This is a genomic window from Rhizobium oryzicola (assembly GCF_030504645.1).
GTDB classification, from domain to species: domain Bacteria; phylum Pseudomonadota; class Alphaproteobacteria; order Rhizobiales; family Rhizobiaceae; genus Neorhizobium; species Neorhizobium oryzicola.
This window is the reverse complement of the sequence record NZ_JAUKWQ010000013.1, coordinates 1-23041: the sequence shown is the minus strand read 5'-3', so window position 1 is coordinate 23041 and position 23041 is coordinate 1. Positions and strand designations below refer to the sequence as shown.

21 protein-coding genes, 1 tRNA gene and 1 riboswitch are annotated in these 23041 nt (G+C 58.7%); of the genes, 14 read left to right on the top strand and 8 right to left on the bottom strand.

Going from position 1 to position 23041, the window contains the following annotated elements:
• Window positions 1-73 precede the first annotated feature (73 nt).
• Complete coding sequence (locus Q2T52_RS23970; RefSeq protein WP_302079447.1) at window positions 74-814, bottom strand: helix-turn-helix transcriptional regulator; 741 nt, start codon at window positions 812-814, stop codon at window positions 74-76.
• A gap of 277 nt (window positions 815-1091) precedes the next feature.
• Between Q2T52_RS23970 and Q2T52_RS23965 the strand changes: the two genes are divergently transcribed.
• From Q2T52_RS23965 to Q2T52_RS23950, 4 genes are all read left to right on the top strand, one after another.
• The gene (locus tag Q2T52_RS23965) at window positions 1092-2864 is read left to right on the top strand and encodes a glucan ABC transporter ATP-binding protein/ permease (RefSeq protein ID WP_302079446.1); all 1773 of its coding nucleotides are present in this window, start codon (window positions 1092-1094) and stop codon (window positions 2862-2864) included.
• Window positions 2865-3145: 281 nt separating this feature from the next.
• A riboswitch (SAM riboswitch) is annotated at window positions 3146-3223 on the top strand.
• Window positions 3224-3287: 64 nt separating this feature from the next.
• Window positions 3288-4208: a homoserine O-acetyltransferase MetA gene (gene metA, locus Q2T52_RS23960; protein WP_302079445.1), complete on the top strand. Its 921-nt coding sequence runs from the start codon at window positions 3288-3290 to the stop codon at window positions 4206-4208.
• Between the two features lie 135 nt (window positions 4209-4343).
• Window positions 4344-5363, top strand: coding sequence for an aldose epimerase family protein (locus Q2T52_RS23955; protein WP_302079444.1), 1020 nt, complete (start codon window positions 4344-4346; stop codon window positions 5361-5363).
• A 95-nt stretch (window positions 5364-5458) separates the two neighbouring features.
• A complete protein-coding gene (locus Q2T52_RS23950; RefSeq protein ID WP_302079541.1) occupies window positions 5459-6628 on the top strand; it encodes an aminotransferase in 1170 nt (389 codons plus the stop codon).
• A 54-nt stretch (window positions 6629-6682) separates the two neighbouring features.
• Here Q2T52_RS23950 and Q2T52_RS23945 read toward each other — a convergent pair whose 3' ends face one another.
• From Q2T52_RS23945 to Q2T52_RS23925, 5 genes are read right to left on the bottom strand one after another with little or no spacing between them, the layout of a single operon-like run.
• Window positions 6683-7306 carry a DUF2076 domain-containing protein gene (locus tag Q2T52_RS23945; RefSeq protein ID WP_302079443.1) on the bottom strand — a complete coding sequence of 208 codons (624 nt, stop codon included), beginning with the start codon at window positions 7304-7306 and terminating at the stop codon, window positions 6683-6685.
• 30 nt (window positions 7307-7336) lie between these two features.
• Window positions 7337-8044, bottom strand: coding sequence for a Bax inhibitor-1/YccA family protein (locus Q2T52_RS23940; protein WP_302079442.1), 708 nt, complete (start codon window positions 8042-8044; stop codon window positions 7337-7339).
• Between the two features lie 30 nt (window positions 8045-8074).
• Window positions 8075-8839 (bottom strand): anti-sigma factor family protein, encoded by a 765-nt coding sequence (locus Q2T52_RS23935; RefSeq protein ID WP_302079441.1) that lies wholly within the window; start codon window positions 8837-8839, stop codon window positions 8075-8077.
• Window positions 8826-9371 (bottom strand): sigma-70 family RNA polymerase sigma factor, encoded by a 546-nt coding sequence (locus Q2T52_RS23930; protein ID WP_302079440.1) that lies wholly within the window; start codon window positions 9369-9371, stop codon window positions 8826-8828. Before Q2T52_RS23930 ends, Q2T52_RS23935 begins: the two co-directional genes overlap by 14 nt.
• A 54-nt stretch (window positions 9372-9425) precedes the next feature.
• Window positions 9426-10622 carry a citrate/2-methylcitrate synthase gene (locus Q2T52_RS23925; RefSeq protein ID WP_302079439.1) on the bottom strand — a complete coding sequence of 399 codons (1197 nt, stop codon included), beginning with the start codon at window positions 10620-10622 and terminating at the stop codon, window positions 9426-9428.
• A 96-nt stretch (window positions 10623-10718) separates the two neighbouring features.
• Here Q2T52_RS23925 and Q2T52_RS23920 point away from each other — a divergent pair, with 96 nt between their 5' ends.
• A complete protein-coding gene (locus tag Q2T52_RS23920; protein WP_302079438.1) occupies window positions 10719-11831 on the top strand; it encodes a citrate synthase/methylcitrate synthase in 1113 nt (370 codons plus the stop codon).
• Between the two features lie 112 nt (window positions 11832-11943).
• Here the strand turns inward: Q2T52_RS23920 and Q2T52_RS23915 are convergent.
• Window positions 11944-12018 (bottom strand) — tRNA-Gly (locus Q2T52_RS23915).
• 332 nt (window positions 12019-12350) lie between these two features.
• Between Q2T52_RS23915 and Q2T52_RS23910 the strand changes: the two genes are divergently transcribed.
• The 4 genes from Q2T52_RS23910 to Q2T52_RS23895 all read left to right on the top strand — a co-directional run bounded on the left by Q2T52_RS23910 (window position 12351) and on the right by Q2T52_RS23895 (window position 14880).
• Window positions 12351-12872: a prolyl-tRNA synthetase associated domain-containing protein gene (locus Q2T52_RS23910; RefSeq protein ID WP_302079437.1), complete on the top strand. Its 522-nt coding sequence runs from the start codon at window positions 12351-12353 to the stop codon at window positions 12870-12872.
• 54 nt (window positions 12873-12926) lie between these two features.
• Complete coding sequence (gene trxA, locus Q2T52_RS23905; protein ID WP_302079436.1) at window positions 12927-13907, top strand: thioredoxin; 981 nt, start codon at window positions 12927-12929, stop codon at window positions 13905-13907.
• A gap of 106 nt (window positions 13908-14013) precedes the next feature.
• Window positions 14014-14682 (top strand): LON peptidase substrate-binding domain-containing protein, encoded by a 669-nt coding sequence (locus tag Q2T52_RS23900; RefSeq protein WP_302079435.1) that lies wholly within the window; start codon window positions 14014-14016, stop codon window positions 14680-14682.
• 9 nt (window positions 14683-14691) lie between these two features.
• Window positions 14692-14880, top strand: coding sequence for a Trm112 family protein (locus Q2T52_RS23895; protein WP_302079434.1), 189 nt, complete (start codon window positions 14692-14694; stop codon window positions 14878-14880).
• Between the two features lie 22 nt (window positions 14881-14902).
• On the opposite strand, the gene Q2T52_RS23890 is transcribed toward Q2T52_RS23895, so the two are convergent.
• Window positions 14903-16117 carry a ubiquinone biosynthesis hydroxylase gene (locus Q2T52_RS23890; RefSeq protein WP_302079433.1) on the bottom strand — a complete coding sequence of 405 codons (1215 nt, stop codon included), beginning with the start codon at window positions 16115-16117 and terminating at the stop codon, window positions 14903-14905.
• A gap of 83 nt (window positions 16118-16200) precedes the next feature.
• Between Q2T52_RS23890 and tesB the strand changes: the two genes are divergently transcribed.
• From tesB to Q2T52_RS23865, 5 genes are all read left to right on the top strand, one after another.
• Window positions 16201-17088: an acyl-CoA thioesterase II gene (gene tesB / locus Q2T52_RS23885; RefSeq protein WP_302079432.1), complete on the top strand. Its 888-nt coding sequence runs from the start codon at window positions 16201-16203 to the stop codon at window positions 17086-17088.
• 209 nt (window positions 17089-17297) lie between these two features.
• Window positions 17298-17648, top strand: a complete 351-nt coding sequence (locus Q2T52_RS23880; protein WP_302079431.1) for a P-II family nitrogen regulator — start codon at window positions 17298-17300, stop codon at window positions 17646-17648.
• Window positions 17649-17676: 28 nt separating this feature from the next.
• The gene (locus Q2T52_RS23875; protein WP_302079430.1) at window positions 17677-19101 is read left to right on the top strand and encodes an ammonium transporter; all 1425 of its coding nucleotides are present in this window, start codon (window positions 17677-17679) and stop codon (window positions 19099-19101) included.
• 240 nt (window positions 19102-19341) lie between these two features.
• A complete protein-coding gene (locus tag Q2T52_RS23870; protein WP_302079429.1) occupies window positions 19342-22020 on the top strand; it encodes an FtsK/SpoIIIE family DNA translocase in 2679 nt (892 codons plus the stop codon).
• 61 nt (window positions 22021-22081) lie between these two features.
• The gene (locus Q2T52_RS23865) at window positions 22082-22732 is read left to right on the top strand and encodes an outer membrane lipoprotein carrier protein LolA (RefSeq protein ID WP_302079428.1); all 651 of its coding nucleotides are present in this window, start codon (window positions 22082-22084) and stop codon (window positions 22730-22732) included.
• Window positions 22733-23041 lie beyond the last annotated feature (309 nt).

Sequence of the window (23041 nt, the reverse complement as noted above, 5' to 3'; positions counted from 1 at the left end):
GAAACATTAACTGCTTTTTGAGGAAGTGCAATTTCAGGATCATGCACCGCAAAAATAAAATGTCACTTCTGTGTCAGCTCACCAAACCAAGCCTGAAGGCCATCGCAACCACATGTTGGCGGTTCTTTGCGTTGAACTTTTCCTGGATCACGTTGATGTACCAGTCGACGGTATGGTTGGAAATCTCCAGGTCTTTTGCAATTTCGTTGGAAGTCATACCTTCTGCGAGAAGTGCCAATACCTCCATCTGACGCTTGGTCAGTTCAGTTTCCATGGTTGCGGTGGTTTCGAGATCCCCCGCCATGCCATTCAATTCGATCAAGCGCCAGAAGATGCGGCGTCCCGTTGCTTCAAACAGCGCCGCTTCGGCGGGCGATAGATCCACCGGATGCCCGCCAATGCTGAAATGGCCAAGAAGCCCTGTCTTGCCGTGAAAAGGAAACGTGTAGCCATCCGTCAGATGATGCTTTGCAGCATCCTGCATCATCCTCGTCATCCGTTTGAAGGCCGGGTCATTTTTGAAAGTATTGACCGCATTTTTCCAACGAAACGGGCGTTGTGCAATAGAAAGCATCCGGCGAACTGGGTCTATCAGAGAGTATTTCTTAACCATATATATGCGGCGCCAGCCATCGGGCCAGCTTCCGATCAACATTTGTGTTGATATTCCGGCAACCGGTTTATGATGAAACCATAAGCCATAGTAATTAAAGCCATAAGCTCGCAAAACTGACTCGAGCTCTGACACAAGCTCTGCCTGGGTCTTTGCTTCATCGATCAGTACCAAAAGCTGTAAAATTGAGTGAACTCTCACTCATGCCCCCTCGATATCTATATTCACGTTTAAAATATTGTCTGGACGCTTATCGTCCGATTCCGTTCTTTCAGCCACCCTAGATTTCGACCTGGTAATACAATGGTGGTTGCCGCATTTCATTTTGGTCTTTTGGTGCATCAGAATGCAAGCCGCAATGCCGACTATCCTATGCAGATTTGCGAATATGCAATCTAAGGTTGTTGTTGTCGTTCACCGTACATACAGGTCGGCACGATTATCATGTTCATGATTCATTACCATTGAGGTCAATCAGTTGAGTTTGTTGCAGGTCTACGCGAGAGCGCTGAAATATTTGGGTGAGAGCCGCATCCGGGTATCGCTTGTGGTGATCGCGAATATCGTGCTTGCCGTCATCACCATTGCCGAGCCCATCCTCTTCGGACGGATCATCGACAGAATATCTGGCGGCGGTGATGTCACACCCATTCTTGTATTGTGGGGTGGGTTCGGTGTTTTCAATACGGTCGCTTACGTCCTTGTTGCGCGCGAAGCCGACCGTCTTGCGCATGGTCGCCGTGCGACATTGCTGACGGAGGCCTTTGGTCGAATCATTTCTATGCCGCTTGCCTGGCATCATCAGCGCGGCACGTCTAATGCTCTGCACACCCTGTTGCGTGCCAGCGAGACCCTGTTCGGCCTCTGGCTGGAATTCATGCGCACCCATCTTGCCACCGCAGTCGCTCTCGTGCTGCTGGTTCCGACAGCGCTGTCCATGGACTGGCGTCTGAGTTCTGTGCTCATCGTACTTGGCGTGTTGTACTGGATCATCGGTCGCGTGGTGATGAATCGCACGAAGGAAGGCCAGGCTTCCGTGGAGGGCCACTATCACACGGTCTTTTCGCATGTCAGCGATTCCATCAGCAATGTGACCGTGCTGCATAGCTACAACCGCATCGAAGCCGAGACCAAGGCGCTGAAGGGCTTCACTGAAAAGCTTTTGTCCGCTCAGTACCCAGTTCTGGATTGGTGGGCCCTCGCCAGTGCTTTGAACCGCATGGCATCCACTGTCTCCATGCTGATCATTTTGATCATCGGTGTCGTACTGGTCGGCAAGGGTGAACTGAAGGTAGGCGACATCATCGCCTTTATTGGCTTTGCGAACCTGCTGATCGGCCGCCTGGACCAGATGCGCCAATTTGCAACGCAAATTTTCGAAGCTCGCTCTAAACTTGAGGACTTCTTCCGCCTGGAGGACTCCGTCAAGGATCGCGAAGAGCCTGCCAGTGCCAGCGAACTCGCCGGCGTTCGGGGTGAGGTCGAGTTCCGCGATGTGTCCTTCGACTTCGCCAACACTACGCAGGGCGTCAAGGATGTCTCTTTCGTGGCGAAGGCGGGCCAGACGATTGCCATCGTCGGACCGACAGGCGCGGGCAAGACGACGCTGATCAATCTTCTGCAGCGGGTGTACGAGCCGCAGAACGGCGCCATCCTGATTGACGGAGTGGATATTGCGACAGTAACCCGTAAGTCTCTGCGGCACTCCATCGCGACGGTTTTCCAGGATGCGGGTCTGCTTAATCGCTCGATCAGCGACAATATCCGTCTTGGCCGTGAAGGTGCGAGCGATGCTGAGGTGACTGCGGCGGCGGAAGCTGCGGCTGCGACCGATTTCATCGAAAGTCGTTTGGCTGGTTACGAAACACATGTCGGGGAGCGTGGAAACCGCTTGTCCGGCGGCGAGCGTCAACGCATTGCGATTGCCCGTGCGATCCTGAAGAATGCGCCAATCCTGGTACTTGATGAAGCGACCAGCGCGCTCGACGTCGAAACCGAAGCGCGCGTTAAGGAAGCCATTGATCGTCTTCGCCAGAACCGCACGACCTTCATTATCGCGCATCGCCTGTCCACCATTCGGGATGCGGATATGGTTCTCTTCCTGGATCACGGGCGCATCATTGAAAAGGGCACTTTCGACGAGTTGTCTGCCCGGGGCGGTCGTTTTGCATCGCTGCTGAAAACGAGTGGGCTTCTGGCGGATGATACCAAGCCCAATGCGGTTATCACTGCGCAGCCCCAGCCGGCATAATACCTTTTTATGCCGGTTCTGGTGAGCGACCATCGTGCAATAGCTCTTGCTGAAATCGTTATACCTACTAACCACTAGGTTATATGCGCGGTTTGTTCCAGATGTCTACGGGTTGATCATACAAACGTAGCTGTTGGTGATTTGCGCATCATAATCTTGTAGACAGTAGTTTAGACAGATCAGGTAACGGTGAGTTCATGATAATTGAAAGTCACCTATCCTACGTTCTGCCTCCCGAGCGTCGCTGACATTGACCTTGGCAGGCGAAAGGCCTATTTGTTGCTTTCAATCGTGGTGATTTGGCCGGCCGGCTTGCAGCCACGTAAAACAAGTCGCTAAAGGGCCGCGAGAAGACATCAGAAACCTTCCACGGACCGGTCGCGATTTTTTCGCCGCCGGTTTTTTGTTTTGTCGAGTGCAAATATGCCGATCAAAATACCCGATACGCTGCCCGCCTTTCAGACCCTCTTGAACGAGGGTGTGCGGGTCATGACCGAAACGGTTGCCGTGCGGCAGGATATTCGCCCGCTGCAGATTGGTCTGCTCAATCTCATGCCGAACAAGATCAAGACGGAAGTGCAGATGGCACGCCTCGTGGGGGCATCCCCCTTGCAGGTCGAGCTTTCGCTCGTCCGCGTCGGGGGGCACAAGGCAAAGAACACCTCCGAGGAACACCTGCTTTCCTTTTATGAAACTTGGGAAGAGGTGAAGCACCGAAAGTACGACGGTTTCATCATCACGGGCGCGCCGGTGGAAACGCTGGCCTATGAAGACGTAACCTACTGGAACGAGATGCGGCAGATCTTTGACTGGACCGAAACCAATGTCCATTCGACGCTGAATGTCTGCTGGGGGGCGATGGCTGCTATCTATCACTTCCACGGCGTGCCAAAGCATGAGCTTCGCGAGAAGGCCTTTGGTGTTTACCGTCACCGTAACCTCGTGCCCTCTTCCGTTTACCTGAATGGATTCTCGGATGATTTCCAGGTTCCGGTTTCACGCTGGACGGAAGTGCGTCGCGCCGACATCGTAAAGATCCCACAGCTCGAAATCCTGATGGAATCGGAGGAAATGGGCGTCTGCCTGGTCCATGAGAAAAAGGGCAAGCGGCTCTACATGTTCAACCATGTGGAATATGATTCCACCTCACTGGCGGACGAATATTTCCGGGATGTGAATGCCGGCGTTCCCATCAAGATGCCCTACAACTACTTCCCGCATAATGACGTGTCCTTGCCGCCCCAGAACCGCTGGCGAAGCCATGCGCATCTTCTATTCGGCAACTGGATTAACGAAATCTACCAGACCACACCATACGATCTGGAAAAGATCGGCGCGGAATAGGCTTCTCATTGTCAGCGTTCGATCGCCGCTTGCTCGCAATCTGGCGGCGGTCGTTTCTCGTCTATTCGTGATTGCGAAAGCGTTTGAAATGAAGCAGGTTGCTGCCGCCTTCATTACCATACAGGACGAGAAAGAATGACAACCCAGGGCGAGATCTTCGGCACCACTCCCAAAGGCGAAACTGTGTACCGGGTAAAGATTTCCGGTGGCGGACTGACAGCCCATGTCATGACCTGGGGGGCGGTCATTCAGGATTTGAGGCTTGAGGGACACGAGGCGCCGCTGGTCCTCGGCTTCAACGCTTTTGATGATTATCCAAAGTATTCTTCCTATTTTGGCGCGACGCCTGGCCGCGTGGCGAACCGCATCGGCAAGGGGCAGTTCACGCTGGACGGCAAGAGCTACCAGCTGGATCTCAACCAGAATGGTGATACGCATCTGCATGGTGGCAGTGACGGCCTTGGCAAGACCAACTGGACCATCGTTTCCCACTCCGAAAACAAGGTCATGTTGCAGGTGACCGATACGGACGGGCGCGGCGGTTATCCCGGCAACTGCACCGTCACCGCGACCTACGAGCTGAAGGACGACGGCGTCCTGTCCGTGCTTTACGAGAGCGTGACCGATCAACCGACACTCGCCAACATTTGCCAGCACACCTATTTCAATCTGGACGGCCGTGAGGACATCCTCGGTCACGACATCATGATCGCCGCCGATCACTATCTCGAACTGGACGAGCATCAGGTGCCGACGGGCAAGCTTATCGCTGTTGAAGGCACTGCGATGGATCTGCGCCAGCTTAGTTCCGTGCGTCGCACTGGTGCGGATGGCGGCCAGGTCGAGTTCGACCACAATTACTGCCTGTCGAACGAGCGGACAGAGAAACGCTCGGTGGCGCTGGTGCGCAGCGTCAATTCCGGCGTCAGCCTTGAGGTGAGGACGACTGAGCCGGGCGTCCAGCTCTATGCAGGCTTCAAGCTGAAACCGACGGTACCCGGTCTCTCCGGCAAGCCCTACGGTCCCTATGCAGGGCTTTGCCTCGAAACACAAATCTGGCCGGATGCCATCAATCACGAAGGCTTCCCGAAGGCTGTTCTTCGTCCGGGCGAGGTGCTTCGCCAGGAAACGGATTACGTCTTCTCCAAGAGCTGATCTTTCATGCCGCCCCGGTGGGCCATCGCTGCCGGTGCGGGAAAGCTTAGGATCTCTGATCCACCTTTGTCGGATTTGGTTGTTGCCTGATGTCCTTGCCTGCCTTCAACCCCTTGGTCGAAACCATCTCGCCACCGCCCATCCCGTCCGTTCAGGCTTGGGCGAAAGCCTATGATGGCAGCAAGGGGCCCTTGATCGACCTGTCGCAGGCCGTGCCCGGCTATCCCGCCCACCCGCTGTTGCTGGAGGCTTTAGGCAAGGCTGCCTCATCCACGTCTTTTGCCGGCTATGGACCGATCGAGGGTGATCGCAGCCTGCGGCAGGCGTATGCGGCGCACGTCGCCTCCCGCTATGGTGCGCAGATCGGCGTCGATAACATCCACATCACCTCCGGCTGCAACCAGGCCTTCATCTGCGCGGCGATGGCCGTGGCGGGCAAGGGTGATACGGTGCTGATGACCAATCCCTATTACTTCAATCATGAGACGACGCTGGCCATGCTGGGTATCCGCACGGCGCTGGTCGAGTGCCTGGCGGAAGATGGTTTCGTTCCGCGTCTTGAAGCGATCGAGGCTGCCATCGTGTCCGGCGTCAGGGCGCTTGCTCTCGTATCGCCCAACAATCCGACCGGCGCCGTTTATCCTGCAGGGCTGCTACGTAAAATCTTCGAACTCTGTCAGGCGCGCGGCATCTGGTTGATCCTGGATGAAACCTATCGGGACTTTCTGCCTCAGGCGAATATCGCCCCGCATGATCTTTTCAGTGTACCGGGTTGGGAGGATGGTCTCGTCTCACTCTACAGCTTTTCGAAGAGCTTCTGCATTCCCGGCCACCGGCTGGGGGCGATTACAGCTGGACCTCGCTTTATCGAGCAGGTGGCGAAGATCATGGACAATCTGCAGATCTGTGCGCCACGGGCGGGGCAGGGGGCGGTGGCCGAGACCCTCGTGCCACTAACCGAATGGCGGGAAGAAAACCGGCAAGAGATCCTGCGCCGCGCCGATGCGCTGAGAGAAGTGATGGCCGGGCTGCCCGCCTGGCGGCTGGATGCAGTCGGCGCCTACTTCGCCTTTGTGCGGCACCCATTCCCGGAGATGACCTCTGCCCAAGTGGCGGAACATCTGGCAAAACAGGCAGGTATCGTCTGCATCCCCGGCGGTTATTTCGGCCCCGGCCAGGAGCAGTCTCTGCGCTTTGCCTTTGCCAATGCCGATGTGCCGACGATTCTCAGCCTGAGAGAGCGCCTGGCCAGCGTCAGTCCCTAACAAAAATGGCCGCGCCCCAAGGCACGGCCATTTTAATTGTGTCAGAATGGAAGATCAGAATTCCAGATCTTCCATGCCGCCGTCGTCGGCGCCGGACTCTTCGTTGCCGCTTTCGGCTGCCTGTGCCTCATTGCCGGAGAACATGCCGGCAATGGCGTTGCCAAGCAGCATGCCGCCTGCGACGCCCATAGCCGTCTGGGCAGCACCTGCCAGGAAACCGCTGCCGCGCGAGGGCTGCTGAGCGAAGGCTTGACCTTGCGGCGCATAGCCCTGGGCCTGACCAAAGCCATTACCCTGGCCCTGATTGCCCCAAGGCCCTGCGGCCGGTGCTTGTGGTGCGGCATAGGCCTGAGCTGCGCCGTAGCCTTGCGGCTGTACCGGCCGCGGCGCGGGACGCGCAGGCTGATTGCTGCCGAAGAGGCCGGACAGGAAGCCGCCGCCCGAAGCCGGGCGAGAGGCCAGCTGGTATTCCAGTTCTTCGATGCGGCGCTGCGCTTCCGTCAGCGCCTGCTCCTGCACAACGATCGTTTGCGCCATGAAATAGGGGGCGCCGGGCTGGTGGGCGATGCGGTCACGGATGAAGTTTTCCGCTTCCGGATCACGCGGGCCGGATTGGCTCTCCACGCGGGAGAGCTTGCCGAACAGACCCTCGATCGCCTGACGGTCGTTGTAGTCCATGGATCGTCTCCTTGTACCTAAGGCCGATTGTTATTCGCGGTCGCCGGTGAGGCTGAGCAGCAGCTGGAAGATGTTGACGAAGTTCAGGTAGAGCGAGAGCGCGCCAAACACGGCAAGCTTCTGCTGGCTTTCCTGGTCAAAGTTTTCCGCATACTGCTCCTTGATGTTCTGGGTATCCCAGGCCGTCAGGCCGACGAACACGAAGATACCGATCACGGAGACAGCGAACTGAAGTGCGCTGGAGCCGAGGAAGATGTTGACGATCGAAGCGATCATCACGCCGATCAGGCCCATCATCAGGAACGAGCCGAACTTCGACAGGTCACGCTTGGTGACATAGCCGTAGAAGCTCGTCGCGCCGAACATGCTGGCTGCGATGAAGAAGGTGCGCGCGATGCTTGCGCCCGTGAAGACCAGGAAGATGGATGCGAGCGACAGGCCCATGACGGCACAGAAAGCCCAGAAGGTCATCTGCGCGGTGGAGGCGGACATCGTCTGGATCTTGAACGAGAAGAAGAAGACGAAGGCGAGCGGCGCCAGCATTACCACCCACTTCAGCGGCGTGGAGAAGATCGGCACGTAAAGCGCCGGCGTGCTGCCGACCACGAAGGCGACAATGCCGGTGATGACGAGGCCGATGCCCATGTAGTTGTAGACGCGCAGCATGTGCTGGCGCAGGCTCTCGTCGAACAGGGCCTGGGACTGGACGGATGAATGGTACCCGAAATTCGGATTCATGTTTTCCTCCTTGAGGTTGAACTTGATGACTTAATAAAGAGAGCGGCTGAGGCTTTCCGCCTCATCCTTGAGAAGGCTGCCATCGGGCGTGCTGGACACCAGCGCATAGGCCACCTCCCCGATCTGCCAGTAGGACGCCTGCACATTGCCCTGTTTGACGAGCGTGACCGGCTGTACCGAGAAGGAACCCGGACGCACCGCAAACAGCGAAAGCCTGAGGTTTTTTTCTCCCTTCACCGCCATTTCGACGCTGGGGCCAAAGGCGGAGGGGAAAACCTGCACATCCTCAACGCGCCATTCCTTCGGGATGGTCGGCATCACGATGGCTGTTGCGGAACGAATTTCCGCCGGATCGTAATGCGAGACTTCCGTTTGGGAGGTCATCGTGCCACGCAGGATCGATGTGCCGTGAGCGCGAATGGCTTCCTCAACAAATTCCGGCGGATGAACGGACGCCACCACTTCCGAAGCACCAAGATGAGCGTTCGCCACCCAACCGGCGCCGATCAGGACCACGGTGGCAGCAATCTTTTGCAGCGTGCGAAAGATGCGCCCTCGTGAGAGTGCCGACTGCAGGCGGCGCGCGGCCTCGCGCGTTTCCGGGCGGCCATGGTTGAAGGTGCCAGCCAGCGCCAGGCGAAGTTCACCCTTGATGCTGAGATCGGCCATCACGCGGGCGGCAATTTCCGGATTGGCGGAAAGGTATGCCTCCACTTCGATGCGGCGTGCGGCGCCCAACTGGTCATCGACATAGGCCTCAATGTCAGAGGACAGGATCGGATCAAGGCTTTTCATCGCGTCCACCTTCAATCAATTTCAAGTTCGGCCCGGAGCCCGTGCGATCGCCTTCTTCAAAGGCGCGCAGACGGGCGCGGGCACGGGAAATGCGGGACATCAGCGTGCCGACCGGAATGGAAAGCGCATCGGCGGCCTCCTGGTAGCTGAGCCCTTCAATGGCGACGAGATGCAGCGCATCCCGCTGCTCGTCGGGCAGGGCAAAGAAGGCATCCCGCAATTGCCGCAGGCGGATCGGTTGATCCGGGTCTGCATGTTGCGTGGTCTCGGCCAGATCGGCAGCTGCCTGATGGCGAAGCTCTGTCGAGCGGCGGCGGCGCAGGCGGTCGATATGCGTGTTGTGCACGATCGACAGCAGCCAGTTGCGCAGGTTTCCGCCGGAGCGGAAAGTGCCGTGGCGCTCATAGGCTTTCACCAGAGCGTCATGGACCAGATCTTCGGCATCATCCGGGTTGCGCACCAGCGAGCGGGCGTAACGCCGAAGCGTCGCCAACTGGGTCAGAACATCGAAAGGGTGCCGTTTTTCGCTCATGCCCCAATATACGGAGCAGGTGTTGAACTTATTCCGCGGCCGAATCGATTTTTTTCAAGATTGCTGCGCGGCCGGCCCGACATAGCGGGCGCGCGGGCGGATCAGCCGCTCGTCATCCTTCTGTTCCAGCGCATGGGCAATCCAGCCGACCGTGCGGGCGATGGCAAACAGGGCAAGCGCCGAGCCCCGCGGCAGGTTCAAGCTGCGCCGCAATGCGACCAGCGCCACGTCGCAGGTCGGCATCAGACCTGCCGTATCCTCCATCACACCCAGCAGGGAGGTACGAAGCGGATCATCCGGCAGGTGCGGCAGCAGGGCATTGGCGCGCGGGTCGCCATCCGGATAGAGCGGATGATTGAAGCCGGGAATGCCATCGCCGCGCCGCAGGCGGCTTTCGACGACATCAAAAGCATCGCCACTGCGCTCGACCTCGTCGAACAGCAGCTCCACGAGGCTTGTCATGCCGCCATGCTTCGGTCCACTCAAGGCAGAGAGGCCGGCATTCAGGCAGGCCCCGAGCGAGGCACCCGTTGAAGCCGTAACCCTGACTGCAAAGGCAGATGCATTCAGTTCGTGATCTGCCTGCAGCACCAGGGCACGGCGAAGAATATCGGCGCCTTTTCCATGCAGGCCCCATGTCCTTGCGAGAAAATCATGGATCGGCTCAGCGCTTGGGCTCCTTGCTACACAGGCGCCGGCCATGCTGCGCGTGAGGGCTGCAGCACCCGGCAGCAGGCGCCGGGCATCGCGCTTCCAGGCCGTTGCCCTGCCGCCCGCGACAAAGGGAACGAGCGCCTGGCAGCGTTCGGTCAGAGGCAGGGTGGCGGTTGCGGCAAGAAGAGCGGGCTGCCAGGGCTCCGGTTCTGCCTTCGGGTCCTCGAAGGGGTCGGTCAAGCCGCAATCCCAGAGCAGGCGCGCCACATCCTCCAGCGAGGCGTGGTCTGCGAGCGCCGTCGCGTCCTTTCCCCGGTAAAAGAGACGGCCGTTTTCGATGAGGGTAATGGCGGAGGACAGAACCGGTAATCCCCAATCCAGTGCGGTTGCGGCAGCCTCCTTCGGCTTTCGGCCCACGGACTTTCGTTTCTTCAGGGCTTCCACGTCGCGGGCGCTGTACAGCCGGCGTCTGGGATCATCATCGGCTCCGCTCGTGTGGACCAGGCCGCGGCTGACATAGGCATAGAGCGTGGCTTTCGTAATGCCGAGCGTTGCGGCAGCACTGTCAGCATCCAGGAATTTTTCACCAGCGGTCATGATCATACCATATGCATTGATTATATGAATCAAGATTGACCATATATATGCACTGCAACATCCTCAAGTCACCCTGCTAATTTGAGGAGATTGATCATGGCACCTATTGCTCCCTCTGCGCCCAAGCTTGCTGCGCAGACCCCCGCACCCGGCCTCGACGATGTGATTGCTGCCGAAACCCGGCTCAGCCATGTGGATGGCCAGGCGGGGAAACTCATCATCGCCGGATATCATCTGCAACAACTGGCGCACTGGCGTTTCGAACAGGTGCTGGAACTGCTTTGGCGGGATCTCGCGCAGCCCCCGCTGACCGCCGAGGAGATTGGCAAAGCGCTCGGCAAAGCCCGTGTCACGGCCTTTTCTCTGATGCAGCCCTTGCTCGCCGGCATCCGCACGCTCAGCCCCGTGGAGGCCCTGCGGCTTCTGCTCTCGGCGCTGCCGGATGATGCAGCAGAACCGCACCACGTTCTGGCGGTCGCATCCGTGCCGGTGTTCACCGCGGCAATCGTTCGGCAGGCGAGGGGTCTCGCCCCCGTTTCACCCAACGCAAGTTGCAGCCAGGCCGAAGATTTCCTGCGCATGCTTGGGGATGCCAACCCGGATGATGACAAGGTGAAGGCGCTTGATACCTATCTGGTTACGGTGTCCGATCACGGCCTCAACGCATCGACTTTCACGGCTCGCGTTATCGCTTCCACCAAGGCCGGCATGTTTTCCTCGGTCGTGGGCGGGCTCTGCGCCTTGAAGGGGCCGTTGCATGGCGGGGCACCTGGCCCGGTTCTTGATATGCTGGACGATATTGGCGACGAGACGCGGATCGAGCCCTGGCTCGCGGCTGCACTTGATCGCGGCGAGCGGCTGATGGGTTTTGGACACCGGATCTACCGCGTGCGTGATCCCCGCGCCGATGTGCTGAAGGGAGCGGTCTCGGCGCTGAAAGATGGTTCGGGCCGGATCGCCTTTGCCGGCAAGGTGGAGACGGCAGCGCTTCATCTTCTCAAGGAAAGGAAGCCGCTACGCCCGCTCCAGACCAATGTGGAATTCTACACGGCGCTTGTTCTTGAAGCGGTGGGTTTTCCGCGCGATAGCTTCACCAATGTGTTTGCCGCAGGGCGCATGGCCGGATGGACGGCGCATGTTCTGGAGCAGGACCAGACGGGCAGGCTCATTCGCCCGCAATCGTGCTACGTAGGCACGATGCCGAGTTGATGATTCGCGAAATCACAAAAGGGGGCGGGCGCGAAAGCGCCCGTTCGAACGGAGGTTAGACAACGCGTTGCGCGTCTATCTCTTTATCATACTACAAGCTTTTTTGATAAACTGGAGCGGGCGAAGGGATTCGAACCCTCGACCCCAACCTTGGCAAGGTTGTGCTCTACCCCTGAGCTACACCCGCTCATTTTTCCGTCGGTTCGGGGTAGTTCGCTGAACCGCGGGTCGCTGCGTTGCGGCGACGGGGGCTATATGGCCCAACTCATTTTTGAATGCAACAGGGAAATGACAGGAATCGGCAGATTTTTTGAAGAAAGTTTATTTTGTTAGCAAAATCAATGTATTGCAGGATGGAAAAATCTGATCGCGGTTCGTGCTACCCGTTTCATGGTGCCAGGGGTGGTGAAATCGCACCCACTCGTGACGCAGATCGGGCTGTCGGATTCTCGCGGAGCTTTCTATAGTCTCGCAACTTCGTTCCTGATGTTCATCAATCCACAAAGCGCGTTTGTATCCATGACCGAAACTTCGACTTCCGCCGCTCCGAAAACCGCTGATGACCTCTTTCGTTTTCTGGACGATCTGCAAATCTCCTATTCCAACAAGACGCATCCGCCGGTCTTCACGGTCGCGGAATCCACGAGCCTTCGGGACGAGATCCCTGGTGGGCACACCAAGAATCTGTTCGTGAAGGATAAGAAGGATCAGTATTTCGTGCTGACCGTGGAAGAGCATGCCACGGTGGATCTGAAGACGGTTCACAAGGTGATCGGAGCCTCCAGCCGCGTGTCCTTCGGCAGCCCGGAGAGGATGCTGGAATATCTGGGGGTCGTTCCGGGATCGGTGACCGTGTTCGGGGCCATCAACGACACGGGGCTGAATGTCACTTTCGTTCTCGATGAGGATCTGATGACCTATGATGTGATCAATGGCCATCCGCTTTCCAACGATGCCACGACCTCCATCGGTCGCGAGGATCTCTTGCGTTTTCTGAAGGCGACAGGGCATGAGCCGCTTGTCTTGAAAGTCACCGGCTGACATACGATCTTTGCGAGCAAACGGCAGACAAAAATTTCAGTCCGGGAGACATCCATGAGCAGCGGCACCAATAATCCCTATAGCGGCGGCTATGGCGGCCAGATGAGCGGCACTATGAGCTTCGGTTCGCAGCCCGCTGCGTCACCCGCTGCTGGAGGCGGCTATATCAAGGATACGACGACGGCCGCCTTCACGAAGGATGTTCTGGAGGAATCTCGCCGGCAGCCGGTGCTGGTGGATTTCTGGGCGCCGTGGTGCGGTCCGTGCAAGCAACTGACGCCGGTGCTTGAAAAGGTGGTCAATGAGGGCAATGGCCGGGTCAAGCTGGTTAAGCTCAACATCGACGATCATCCCTCCATCCCGGGCCAGCTCGGCATCCAGTCCATTCCGGCCATCATTGCCTTCGTCAATGGTCGTCCGGTCGATGGCTTCATGGGTGCGGTGCCGGAAAGCCAGATCCGTCAGTTCATCGACAAGCTCGCAGGCCCCGCTGGCGCCGGACCGGAAGCGGAAATCGAATCGGCGCTCGAGGAAGCTCGGGCGCTGTTCGATGGCGGCGATATCGACGGCGCTGCCCAGCTGTTTGCAGCAGTGTTGCAGGCCGATCCGGAAAACGCGAAGGGTATTGCCGGCATGTTCGAATGCCTGGTGGCGCTGGGTGAGACGGCCCGCGCCCGGCAGATGCTGGACTCCTTGCCAGAGGAACTGACAAAGCAGGCACCGATCCAGGCGGCTGTCCTCAAGCTGCAGCAGATCGAGGAAGCCCGCAAACTCGGCGATCCCGTTGCTCTGGAGCATGAACTGGCCCTTAACCCGGATCACCACGAAGCGCGTATGAAACTTGCCAAAATTCTCAACGTTCAGGGCAACCGCGAGGAAGCCGCAGAGCACCTGCTGCTCATCATGCGCAAGGATCGGACCTTTGATGATGACGGCGCGCGCCGCCAGCTTCTGCAGTTCTTCGAGACCTGGGGACCGAAGGATCCGGCGACGATTTCGGCGCGTCGTAAGCTTTCGTCTATTCTCTTTTCGTGAGAGGTGGCTACCTTTCGCCCGGCCGCTTGTGATTGAGAACGGACACACCACATAGAATGGCAGGCCGCTATTGGGCGGCCGTTGCGCTGTACGCGGGAGAAGGCCAATGCATGTCGGCAATGCAAGATATGTAAAGCGTGAGGATCTTCCGGAAGCAGTGCCGGTGTTTCCATTGAGCGGCGCTTTGCTGCTGCCCGGCGGGCAATTGCCCCTCAACATCTTCGAGCCCCGATATCTGGCCATGTTCGATGCGGCACTTGCCGGAGATCGCCTGATCGGGATGATCCAGCCTGCCCTCGGTGAAGCAGGCGAGGGAACCCGGCCAGCCCTCAGTACGGTTGGCTGTCTTGGCCGTATCACCTCGTTCGCTGAGACCGGGGATGGCCGCTATATCGTATCTCTGAGCGGCGTGTGCCGCTTTCGGGCGGTGGAAGAGGTTGGCGAGGGGCATCCTTTCCGTACTTTCCGCTTCATGCCGTTCATGACCGATCTCTCTGGAGACGACGATGAACTGGCTGTGGATCGCGAAGCGCTTCTGCGGGTGTTCCGGGCTTATCTGGATGCCAACAAGCTGGAAGCGGATTGGGACAGCGTCGAGCGTGCCGGTAATCTGACGCTGGTGAACTCGCTGTCGATGATGTCTCCGTTCGGGCCCGCTGAGAAGCAGGCGTTGCTGGAAGCTCCTGACCTCAAGACGCGGGCGGAAACATTGATTGCCATTACCGAGATCCATCTGGCGCGCGACTTCGGCGATTCCGATACGATCCTACAATAGGCTGTTGGCATGGACGAGAAACTCAGCAAGGTGGATCCCAAGCTTCTCGATCTTCTCGTCTGCCCGCTGGGCAAGACGCGTTTGACCTATGACCGGCAGAACAACGAGCTGATCTCAGAGGCTGCGCGGCTGGCCTATCCCATCCGCGACGGCATCCCGATCATGCTTGTTTCGGAAGCCCGCAAGATCGAGAACTGAGTGGCTGCATAGCCTGCGGCCGTCAGATCTGCTCGCCTGCCAGTAGACGCGGCGAATCCTTCACCTTGGTTCCGGCCGCCTCGCCGATGAAGTAGGACTTCAGTTTCGGCAGACGCTCGACGATGCCCAAACCGAGATCGCGCGCAATGCGCACCGGCTCGATATCGTTCGAGAAGAGGCGGTTCAGAACATCTGTCGTGACACCCATGCGGAAGGTGTCGAAGCGCCGCCAGGTCTGGTAGCGCTCCAGAACATTGACCGCGCCGATGTCCAGACCCAGGCGGTCCGCCTCAACGATGGTTTCGGCAAGAGCTGCCACGTCCTTGAAGCCTAGGTTCAGGCCCTGGCCGGAAATGGGGTGGATGCCATGCGCGGCGTCGCCCGCAAGTGCAAGGCGTGGCGCGATGAAGGAGCGGGAAAGCGTCAGCCCCAGAGGAAAAGCCTTGCGGCCACCCACTACCGTCAGTGCGCCAAGCTTGTGGCCGAAGCGGCGCTGCAATTCCTCTTCGAAAATCAGGTCATCGGAAGCCACGAGGCGATCTGCATCCGCAGTGCGTTCCGTCCACACCAGGGAAGAGCGGTTGCCTGTCAGCGGCAGGATGGCAAAGGGGCCGGAGGGCAGGAAATGCTCTTCCGCGCAGCCTTCATGCGGACGCTCGTGCTCCACCGTCGTCACGATGCCCGACTGGCCGTAATCCCAGCGCACGGTACGGATGCCCGCCATGTCCCGTAGTTTTGAACGAACGCCGTCGCAAGCGACGACCAGTTTCGTCTTGATTTCCGATCCATCTGCAAGTGTCAGCGTCGCACTGGAGGGACCTGCTTCAAAAGCGGTCGCCGCCGCGCCATGGCGAATGTTGATACCCAGGCGCTCGCAGGCCCCACGCAGGGCGCGAACGATCGCGAGGTTGGGAATCATGTGCGCAAAGGGTCGGCCCGGCTCGACGTCGCCGTCAAAGGTCAGGAAGACGGGGCGTACTGGATCGGAGGTACGCGAATCGGTGACGATCATGCGGGTGATCGGCTGTGCGTCCGGCTCGATCTCGCCCCAGACGCCGAATACGTCCAGCATCTTGGTGGCAGCGGCGATGATGGCGGATGCGCGTTCATCTTTCTGCCAAACACCTTCTGGTGCGGCTTCGATCACTTCAACGGCCAAATGGGGCGCGGCCTGCTTGGTCGCGACCGCCACCGCGAGGCCCACATATCCGCCTCCGACGATCAGCATGTCCAGCATCGCAACGCTCCTGTACTTGAGATTGAACTGCCAGACATATAGAGCAAGTGACTTGCGCTTCCTACCGTCAGGGCCTGTTAAAAATGCCGCATCCTTCCGACACATTGTCCGCCATGGATCAACTGCTTGTCACGCTCGATCTCGAGCGGCTGGAGGAGAACCTGTTTCGCGGCATGAGTCCGCAGATCGGCTGGCAGCGCGTGTTTGGTGGACAGGTCATTGCGCAGTCGCTGATGGCAGCCCAGCGCACGACGGATAGCGACCGTTTCGTACACTCGCTGCACGCCTATTTCATGTTGCCTGGCGACCCGAAGGTCCCGATCATCTACGACGTCGAGCGGTTGCGGGATGGTTCTAGTTTTTCCACACGTCGCGTCACGGCCATTCAGCACGGTCGGGCGATCTTCGCCATGTCCGCCTCGTTCCATGTCGAGGAGCCGGGTTTCGACCATCAGACCGATATGCCACCGGTGCGTCAGCCCGAGGAACTTATGTCCGAGGAGGAATTTCAGGCCATGTTCCTGGCGCAGGCGCCTGAGATGGTAAAGCGCTATTGGGGTCAGAAGCGTCCGGTAGAAATACGCCCACTCTCGCTCGTGCACTATGTCTCAAATGAGAAGCTGAAGCCGGAACAGAAGATCTGGGTTCGCATGACCGGAGCCGTGCCCGATGACCGCCATTACCAGGCAGCAGCACTTGCCTATCTTTCGGACATGACGCTTCTTGATACATCCCTTTATGCGCATGGCACGACTATCTTCAATCCGGAGATCCAGGCGGCCAGTATCGACCACGCCATGTGGTTTCACCGTCCTTGCGCCCTGGATGACTGGCTTTTGTACACGCAGGACAGTCCCAGCGCTTCCGGTGCGCGCGGTATGACGCGTGGCGGTCTTTATACACGCTGTGGTATGCTGATTGCATCTGTTGCGCAAGAAGGCTTGATTCGCAAACGAGCAACTGAACAATGATTGTGCAAAAAAAATAAATTGCACGAAAATTGAGCGCCTAAAAGGCGCTCAATTGCATTTCAAACTAAGCGCTTCATCATAACCTTTATATTTCAATAACTTATTTCCGCCCATCAAACTGGCACGGGCCTTGAATGGTAGATGGCAGTCGCTGCTCGGTGCGGTGCCAGCGGCCAGGAGAGTTCGGCGTTTCGCCGATGTAGCAAAGGATGGGAAACCACATGAAAATCGTGATGGCCATTATCAAGCCATTCAAGCTCGATGAGGTGCGCGAAGCTCTCACGGCTGTCGGCATTCAGGGCCTGACCGTAACCGAAGTGAAGGGTTACGGGCGCCAGAAGGGGCATACCGAAATCTATCGTGGCACGGAATATGCCGTCAGCTTCCTGCCCAAGCTGAAGATCGAAATCGCGGTTGCTTCCGACATGGTCGAAAAGGCTGTTGAAGCCATCGCCTCTGCAGCGAAGACGGGTCAGATCGGGGACGGCAAGATCTTCGTCTATTCGATCGAGCAGGCCGTGCGCATCCGTACCGGCGAAACCAACAGCGAAGCCTTGTAAGACTGGTCGTCGAGGGGAGTTCATTCATATGTCGTTTTCCAAGTTCACATCCAACGTCGCGCGGCTTGGCGTCGCGTCCGCGGCCTTGTTGGCCCCGGCGATCGCTTTTGCGCAGGACGCCGCTCCGGCTGCCGCCGCCGCCGCTGCCAAGGTTCCGGTTCCGGATAAGGGCGATACCAGCTGGATGCTGATTTCGTCGGCACTGGTTCTGATGATGACCGTTCCGGGTCTTGCCCTGTTCTACGGCGGCCTCGTGCGCGCCAAGAACATGCTGTCCGTCTGCATGCAGGTCATGATGATCGCGGCTGTCGCCATGATCCTCTGGGTTGTCTATGGCTATTCGCTTTCGTTCACGGCTGGTGGCGGGCTCAACCCGTTCGTCGGCGGTCTCTCCAAGATGTTCCTCGCAGGCGTGACGCCGGCGTCCACGGTTGAAACCTTCAGCAAGGGCGTGGTCATTCCGGAACTGGTCTACGTTGCCTTCCAGATGACCTTTGCTGCCATTACCCCCGGCCTGATCGTGGGCGCTTTTGCAGAGCGCGTAAAGTTCTCCGCGGTCATCCTCTTCGTGGTCCTTTGGCTCACCTTTATCTACTTCCCGATCGCGCACATGGTCTGGTTCTGGGGTGGCCCGAGCGCCTATGCTGATCCGGGTGGTCTGATCTTCGGCTTCGGCGCGATCGATTTCGCCGGTGGCACTGTCGTTCATATCAATGCTGGTATCGCAGGCCTGGTTGGTGCCATCATGATCGGCAAGCGCACCGGCTACGGCAAGGACATGATGGCCCCGCACTCGATGACGCTTACCATGGTCGGCGCATCCCTGCTGTGGGTTGGCTGGTTCGGCTTCAACGCCGGTTCGAACCTCGAGTCGAACGGTGGCGCCGCCCTTGCCATGATGAATACCTTCGTCGCCACTGCGGCTGCGATCGTCTCCTGGTCGCTGGTTGAAACCTTCGCTCGCGGCAAGTCCTCCATGCTGGGTGCTGCCTCCGGTGCTGTGGCCGGTCTCGTCGTCATCACGCCGGCTGCCGGCTATGTTGGACCGATGGGCGGCCTCGTTATGGGCCTGATCGTTTCCCCGATCTGCTACTTCTTTGTCTCCACGGTAAAGAACAAGTTCGGCTATGACGATACGGCTGACGTGTTTGGCGTCCACTGCGTTGGCGGTATTCTCGGCGCGATCCTGACGGGCGTCTTCGTCAACCCGGCCCTCGGCGGCGCCGGCATTGTCGACTACTCCACGGCCGACTTCGCAGCGACTTACGGTGGCACCGCTACGCAGGTCTGGGCGCAGTTCAAGGGCGTGGTCGTGACCCTGCTGTGGTCCGGCATCGGTTCGGCGATCCTTTACAAGATCGTGGATGTTATCTTCGGTCTGCGTGTGCCGGTTGAAGCTGAGCGCGAAGGTCTCGACCTGTCGTCTCACGGCGAAGCTGCTTACCACTCCTAAGCCTGCAAATCGGAAGATGGCGTCACAGGCGCCATCTTCTCAAAAGACGAAATTCGACACCGCCTCCTTTTACCCGGCCTTCGTGCCGGGTTTTTCATATTGGTAAACGAGTGCCTGCCGCGGGTGGTTAAAGTCGCGTTAACCAAACTTCGCTAGCGTTGGGATAGATGGGCGCAATTTGCGGCACATGCCGCGGATACGCTTGCCCTGGCGTCAACTTAAGTTCGGGCTGATTGTATCATGGGCAGAAGCACCTCGGCCGCTATGGCGCAGCACTCCACACGCCAAGCGCTGACGGCCTTCGTCGTTCGGCAGGTGCTGGCGATGTTTGGCTTCGGGATATTCCTGGCGCTGGCGCTTGCCGTTGCCGCATTGGCCACTTGGAATGTCTCGGATCCGAGTTTCTCTTATGCGACGGATCACGCGGCGACGAACCTGCTCGGGTTTCCCGGCGCCGTCTTTGCAGACATCATGATGCAGTTCTTCGGGCTGGCCAGCGTTATCGCGCTTTTGCCGGTCCTGTCCTGGTCGCTGGCGCTGATCGTCGGCCGCCGCATAGGGCGAATTCCTGCCCGCATCGCATCGCTCGGTGTGGGGCTGCTGTTGGGCTCCGCCACGCTCGGCTGCTTCCCGGCACCGCATACATGGCCCATTCCGAATGGCATTGGCGGTGTCATCGGTGACATGCTGTTGCGCTTTCCCGCGCTTTTTGTGGGTACCTATCCAACAGGCATTCTCGCTACCGTTCTCGGCGTCATCTTTGCCATTCCGACGGCAGGCTTTCTGCTGTTTGCCGCAGGGCTCCTCGGGCAGCAGGAAATCGATGAGGACGAGGAGGAAGACGAGGACGATGACGATCGCCCCGTGCGGCGCGCTGTTTCGGCTCGTGATCTCCAGGAGGAAGACGAGGACCGCAGCTTCTTTGCCTTCCATGCCTTCGGTGCACTTGCGCACTACTGGTACATCACCCAGGCGCGGTTCCGCCGCCTGTTGCGCATCAAGCCGCGCCCAAGGGCCGAGACCGGCTATAATGAGCCTTATGATTTCAACGAGGATGAATTCGGCACGCTGAACGAACCGGTGCGCGCCAAGGAGCGCCCGGCGTCCCGCGCGGAACCGTCGATGGATGGGTCGGTGTCGGATCTAATGGCGGCGCGCCGCCGCCTGTCTCCGAAGGCCGCCGTCCACGAGGACGAAGATGATGAAGATCTGCCTTCACATCCGCGCCCTGCCGGTATCTTGGCCGATGATGACGATGAACCGCCGTTCGACATGGGGCTTCGCTCCCTGCAACAGGGTGGTCCACGCACCTCGGCGCGCATTTCGGCACCGGCTGCGGCACCGCGCCCCGGTGCGCGGGTGGCGCGTGAAGCACAGGGCTCGCTGATCGATCCGGAAGGTTTCCAGCTTCCCTCGGTTCACCTTCTGGCTGAGCCTCGCAATGTGGTGAAGGACGCTACCCTTTCGGCCGAAGCGCTGGAACAGAATGCCCGCATGCTTGAAGGTGTGCTGGAGGATTTCGGCGTGCGTGGTGAGATCATCCATGTGCGCCCCGGCCCGGTCGTGACGCTCTACGAGCTGGAGCCTGCTCCTGGCATTAAGTCCTCTCGCGTCATCGGTCTCGCGGATGATATTGCTCGCTCGATGAGTGCGATCGCTGCCCGCGTCGCCGTTGTACCCGGCCGCAATGCCATCGGCATCGAATTGCCGAACCAGAGCCGCGAAACGGTCTTCCTGCGCGAGCTGATCGGCAGCCGGGATTTCGACAGCAGCAAGGCAAAGCTTGCCATGGCGCTCGGAAAAACGATCGGCGGCGAGCCTGTGATTGCCGACCTTGCCAAGATGCCGCATCTGCTGGTGGCCGGTACCACCGGCTCTGGTAAATCTGTCGCGATCAACACCATGATCCTGTCGCTGCTCTACCGTATGACGCCGGAGCAGTGCCGCCTGATCATGATCGATCCGAAGATGCTGGAACTTTCCGTCTATGATGGCATTCCCCATCTCCTGTCCCCCGTCGTCACCGACCCCAAAAAGGCGGTTGTGGCGCTGAAGTGGACCGTTCGTGAGATGGAAGAACGCTACAAGAAGATGTCGAAGATCGGCGTGCGTAACATTGATGGCTTCAACACCCGCGTCGAGCAGGCGCTCGCCAAGGGCGAAGTGCTGACGCGCACCGTACAGACGGGCTTTGACCGCCGCACCGGCGAGGCCATGTATGAGACGGAAGAGTTCGACCTGAAGCCCATGCCCTATATCGTCGTGATCATCGACGAAATGGCCGACCTGATGATGGTGGCCGGCAAGGATATCGAAGGGGCCGTGCAGCGCCTCGCGCAGATGGCGCGTGCCGCCGGCATTCACGTCATCATGGCAACGCAGCGCCCCTCGGTCGATGTCATCACCGGCACGATCAAGGCGAACTTCCCCACCCGCATTTCCTTCCAGGTAACATCCAAGATCGACAGCCGCACGATCCTTGGCGAGCAGGGTGCCGAACAGCTGCTCGGCATGGGCGACATGCTTTATATGGCAGGCGGCGGACGCATTCAGCGCGTTCACGGTCCCTTTGTTTCCGATGGCGAAGTGGAAGACATCGTCTCTTATCTCAAGAGCCAGGGCGCGCCGGATTATCTGGATGCGATCACTGCCGATGATGATGAAGACGGCGATGGCGACGGTCCTGCAGGTACCGCCAATCTTTCCGGCTCCGATGACCCTTACGATCAGGCGGTGGCGATTATCCTGCGTGACGGCAAGGCATCGACCTCCTATATCCAGCGCAGAATGGGCATTGGCTATAACCGTGCCGCTTCGCTGATCGAGCGGATGGAGAAAGAAGGCATTGTCGGACCCGCCAACCATGCGGGCAAACGCGAAATCCTGGTGCCGACCGAATCCGATATCCTTGAGCGATAACCTTGGTCACGAAGCCGCCGCCTTTGGCCGCACAATAAGAGAGAAGAAGGAGTAAACACCCATGACCAAACCTGCGACCGAAACCTCCGCTCTGCTCCTTGGCCGCCGCAGCCTTCTTCTGGGTATGGCCGGCGCCGCCCTGGCAGGTGCTACAGGCATGCCGGCTTTTGCACAGGGGGTTGTGGGTGCCACGACTGCCCAGAAGATCGCCGACCACTTTTCGTCCGTGAAGACCATGCTGGGTGAATTCGTACAGTTCGGTCCGCGCGGTGAACAAACTGGCGGCAAGTTCTATATCCAGCGACCGGGTAAGCTGCGCTTTAACTTCGAGGATCCGTCGCCGATCCGCGTCATTGCGGATGGTAGCAACGTCGTGATCGGCAACCTGAAGCTCAAGACCTGGGATCTCTATCCCTTGTCCAAGACGCCGCTCAGCCTGCTTCTCGCCGACAAGATCGATCTCTCCAACCAGATGGTGCGCGAGGTACGCGAGGAGTCGGACCTCACGACGATCGTTCTCGGCAACAAGACGATCTTCGGGGATTCCACCATCACCATGATGTTTGATCCGAAGACCTATGATCTGCGCCAGTGGACGATCACCGACGTGCAGAACAAGGATACGTCCGTCATGATCTACAACGTCCAGACAGGCGTGCGATTTGACGATAAGGTATTCACCATCCCCTACGATGACATTCACAAGCTCTAAAAGAAAATCCCGTTGTCGAAAGACTCCCCCTCTGGCTGCCGCCATCTCCCCCACAAGGGGGGAGAACGAAAGAGGCGGCAATGCAATGCCTTCTATTGGGCTGAAGGGCGTCATCGCGTAATCGAGGTGAGATTAGAGCGAGCGTTTTCCACTTGTCTCCCCCCCCCCCCCCCCCCCCTTGTAGGGGCAGTGTTTACTGAGGACTCCCGATGAGGTGCCTGTTAAAGAACAGTGTGAGCGTTATCTCCAGCATGTCATGAGTTTTGGAGAAACGCTTTGAGCGTCGATTGAAGCGCGCCAGATTATCCC

Coding starts and splice junctions, on each gene's coding strand:
- Q2T52_RS23955 (WP_302079444.1), top strand. CDS start 4,344: ATGACAACCCAGGGCGAGATCTTCGGCACCACTCCCAAAGGCGAAACT.
- Q2T52_RS23910 (WP_302079437.1), top strand. CDS start 12,351: ATGACCGAAACTTCGACTTCCGCCGCTCCGAAAACCGCTGATGACCTC.
- Q2T52_RS23900 (WP_302079435.1), top strand. CDS start 14,014: ATGCATGTCGGCAATGCAAGATATGTAAAGCGTGAGGATCTTCCGGAA.
- Q2T52_RS23875 (WP_302079430.1), top strand. CDS start 17,677: ATGTCGTTTTCCAAGTTCACATCCAACGTCGCGCGGCTTGGCGTCGCG.
- Q2T52_RS23865 (WP_302079428.1), top strand. CDS start 22,082: ATGACCAAACCTGCGACCGAAACCTCCGCTCTGCTCCTTGGCCGCCGC.
- Q2T52_RS23895 (WP_302079434.1), top strand. CDS start 14,692: ATGGACGAGAAACTCAGCAAGGTGGATCCCAAGCTTCTCGATCTTCTC.
- Q2T52_RS23920 (WP_302079438.1), top strand. CDS start 10,719: ATGGCACCTATTGCTCCCTCTGCGCCCAAGCTTGCTGCGCAGACCCCC.
- metA (WP_302079445.1), top strand. CDS start 3,288: ATGCCGATCAAAATACCCGATACGCTGCCCGCCTTTCAGACCCTCTTG.
- Q2T52_RS23945 (WP_302079443.1), bottom strand. CDS start 7,306: ATGGACTACAACGACCGTCAGGCGATCGAGGGTCTGTTCGGCAAGCTC.
- Q2T52_RS23880 (WP_302079431.1), top strand. CDS start 17,298: ATGGGAAACCACATGAAAATCGTGATGGCCATTATCAAGCCATTCAAG.
- Q2T52_RS23940 (WP_302079442.1), bottom strand. CDS start 8,044: ATGAATCCGAATTTCGGGTACCATTCATCCGTCCAGTCCCAGGCCCTG.
- trxA (WP_302079436.1), top strand. CDS start 12,927: ATGAGCAGCGGCACCAATAATCCCTATAGCGGCGGCTATGGCGGCCAG.
- Q2T52_RS23925 (WP_302079439.1), bottom strand. CDS start 10,622: ATGACCGCTGGTGAAAAATTCCTGGATGCTGACAGTGCTGCCGCAACG.
- Q2T52_RS23930 (WP_302079440.1), bottom strand. CDS start 9,371: ATGAGCGAAAAACGGCACCCTTTCGATGTTCTGACCCAGTTGGCGACG.
- Q2T52_RS23890 (WP_302079433.1), bottom strand. CDS start 16,117: ATGCTGGACATGCTGATCGTCGGAGGCGGATATGTGGGCCTCGCGGTG.
- tesB (WP_302079432.1), top strand. CDS start 16,201: ATGCCGCATCCTTCCGACACATTGTCCGCCATGGATCAACTGCTTGTC.
- Q2T52_RS23935 (WP_302079441.1), bottom strand. CDS start 8,839: ATGAAAAGCCTTGATCCGATCCTGTCCTCTGACATTGAGGCCTATGTC.
- Q2T52_RS23870 (WP_302079429.1), top strand. CDS start 19,342: ATGGGCAGAAGCACCTCGGCCGCTATGGCGCAGCACTCCACACGCCAA.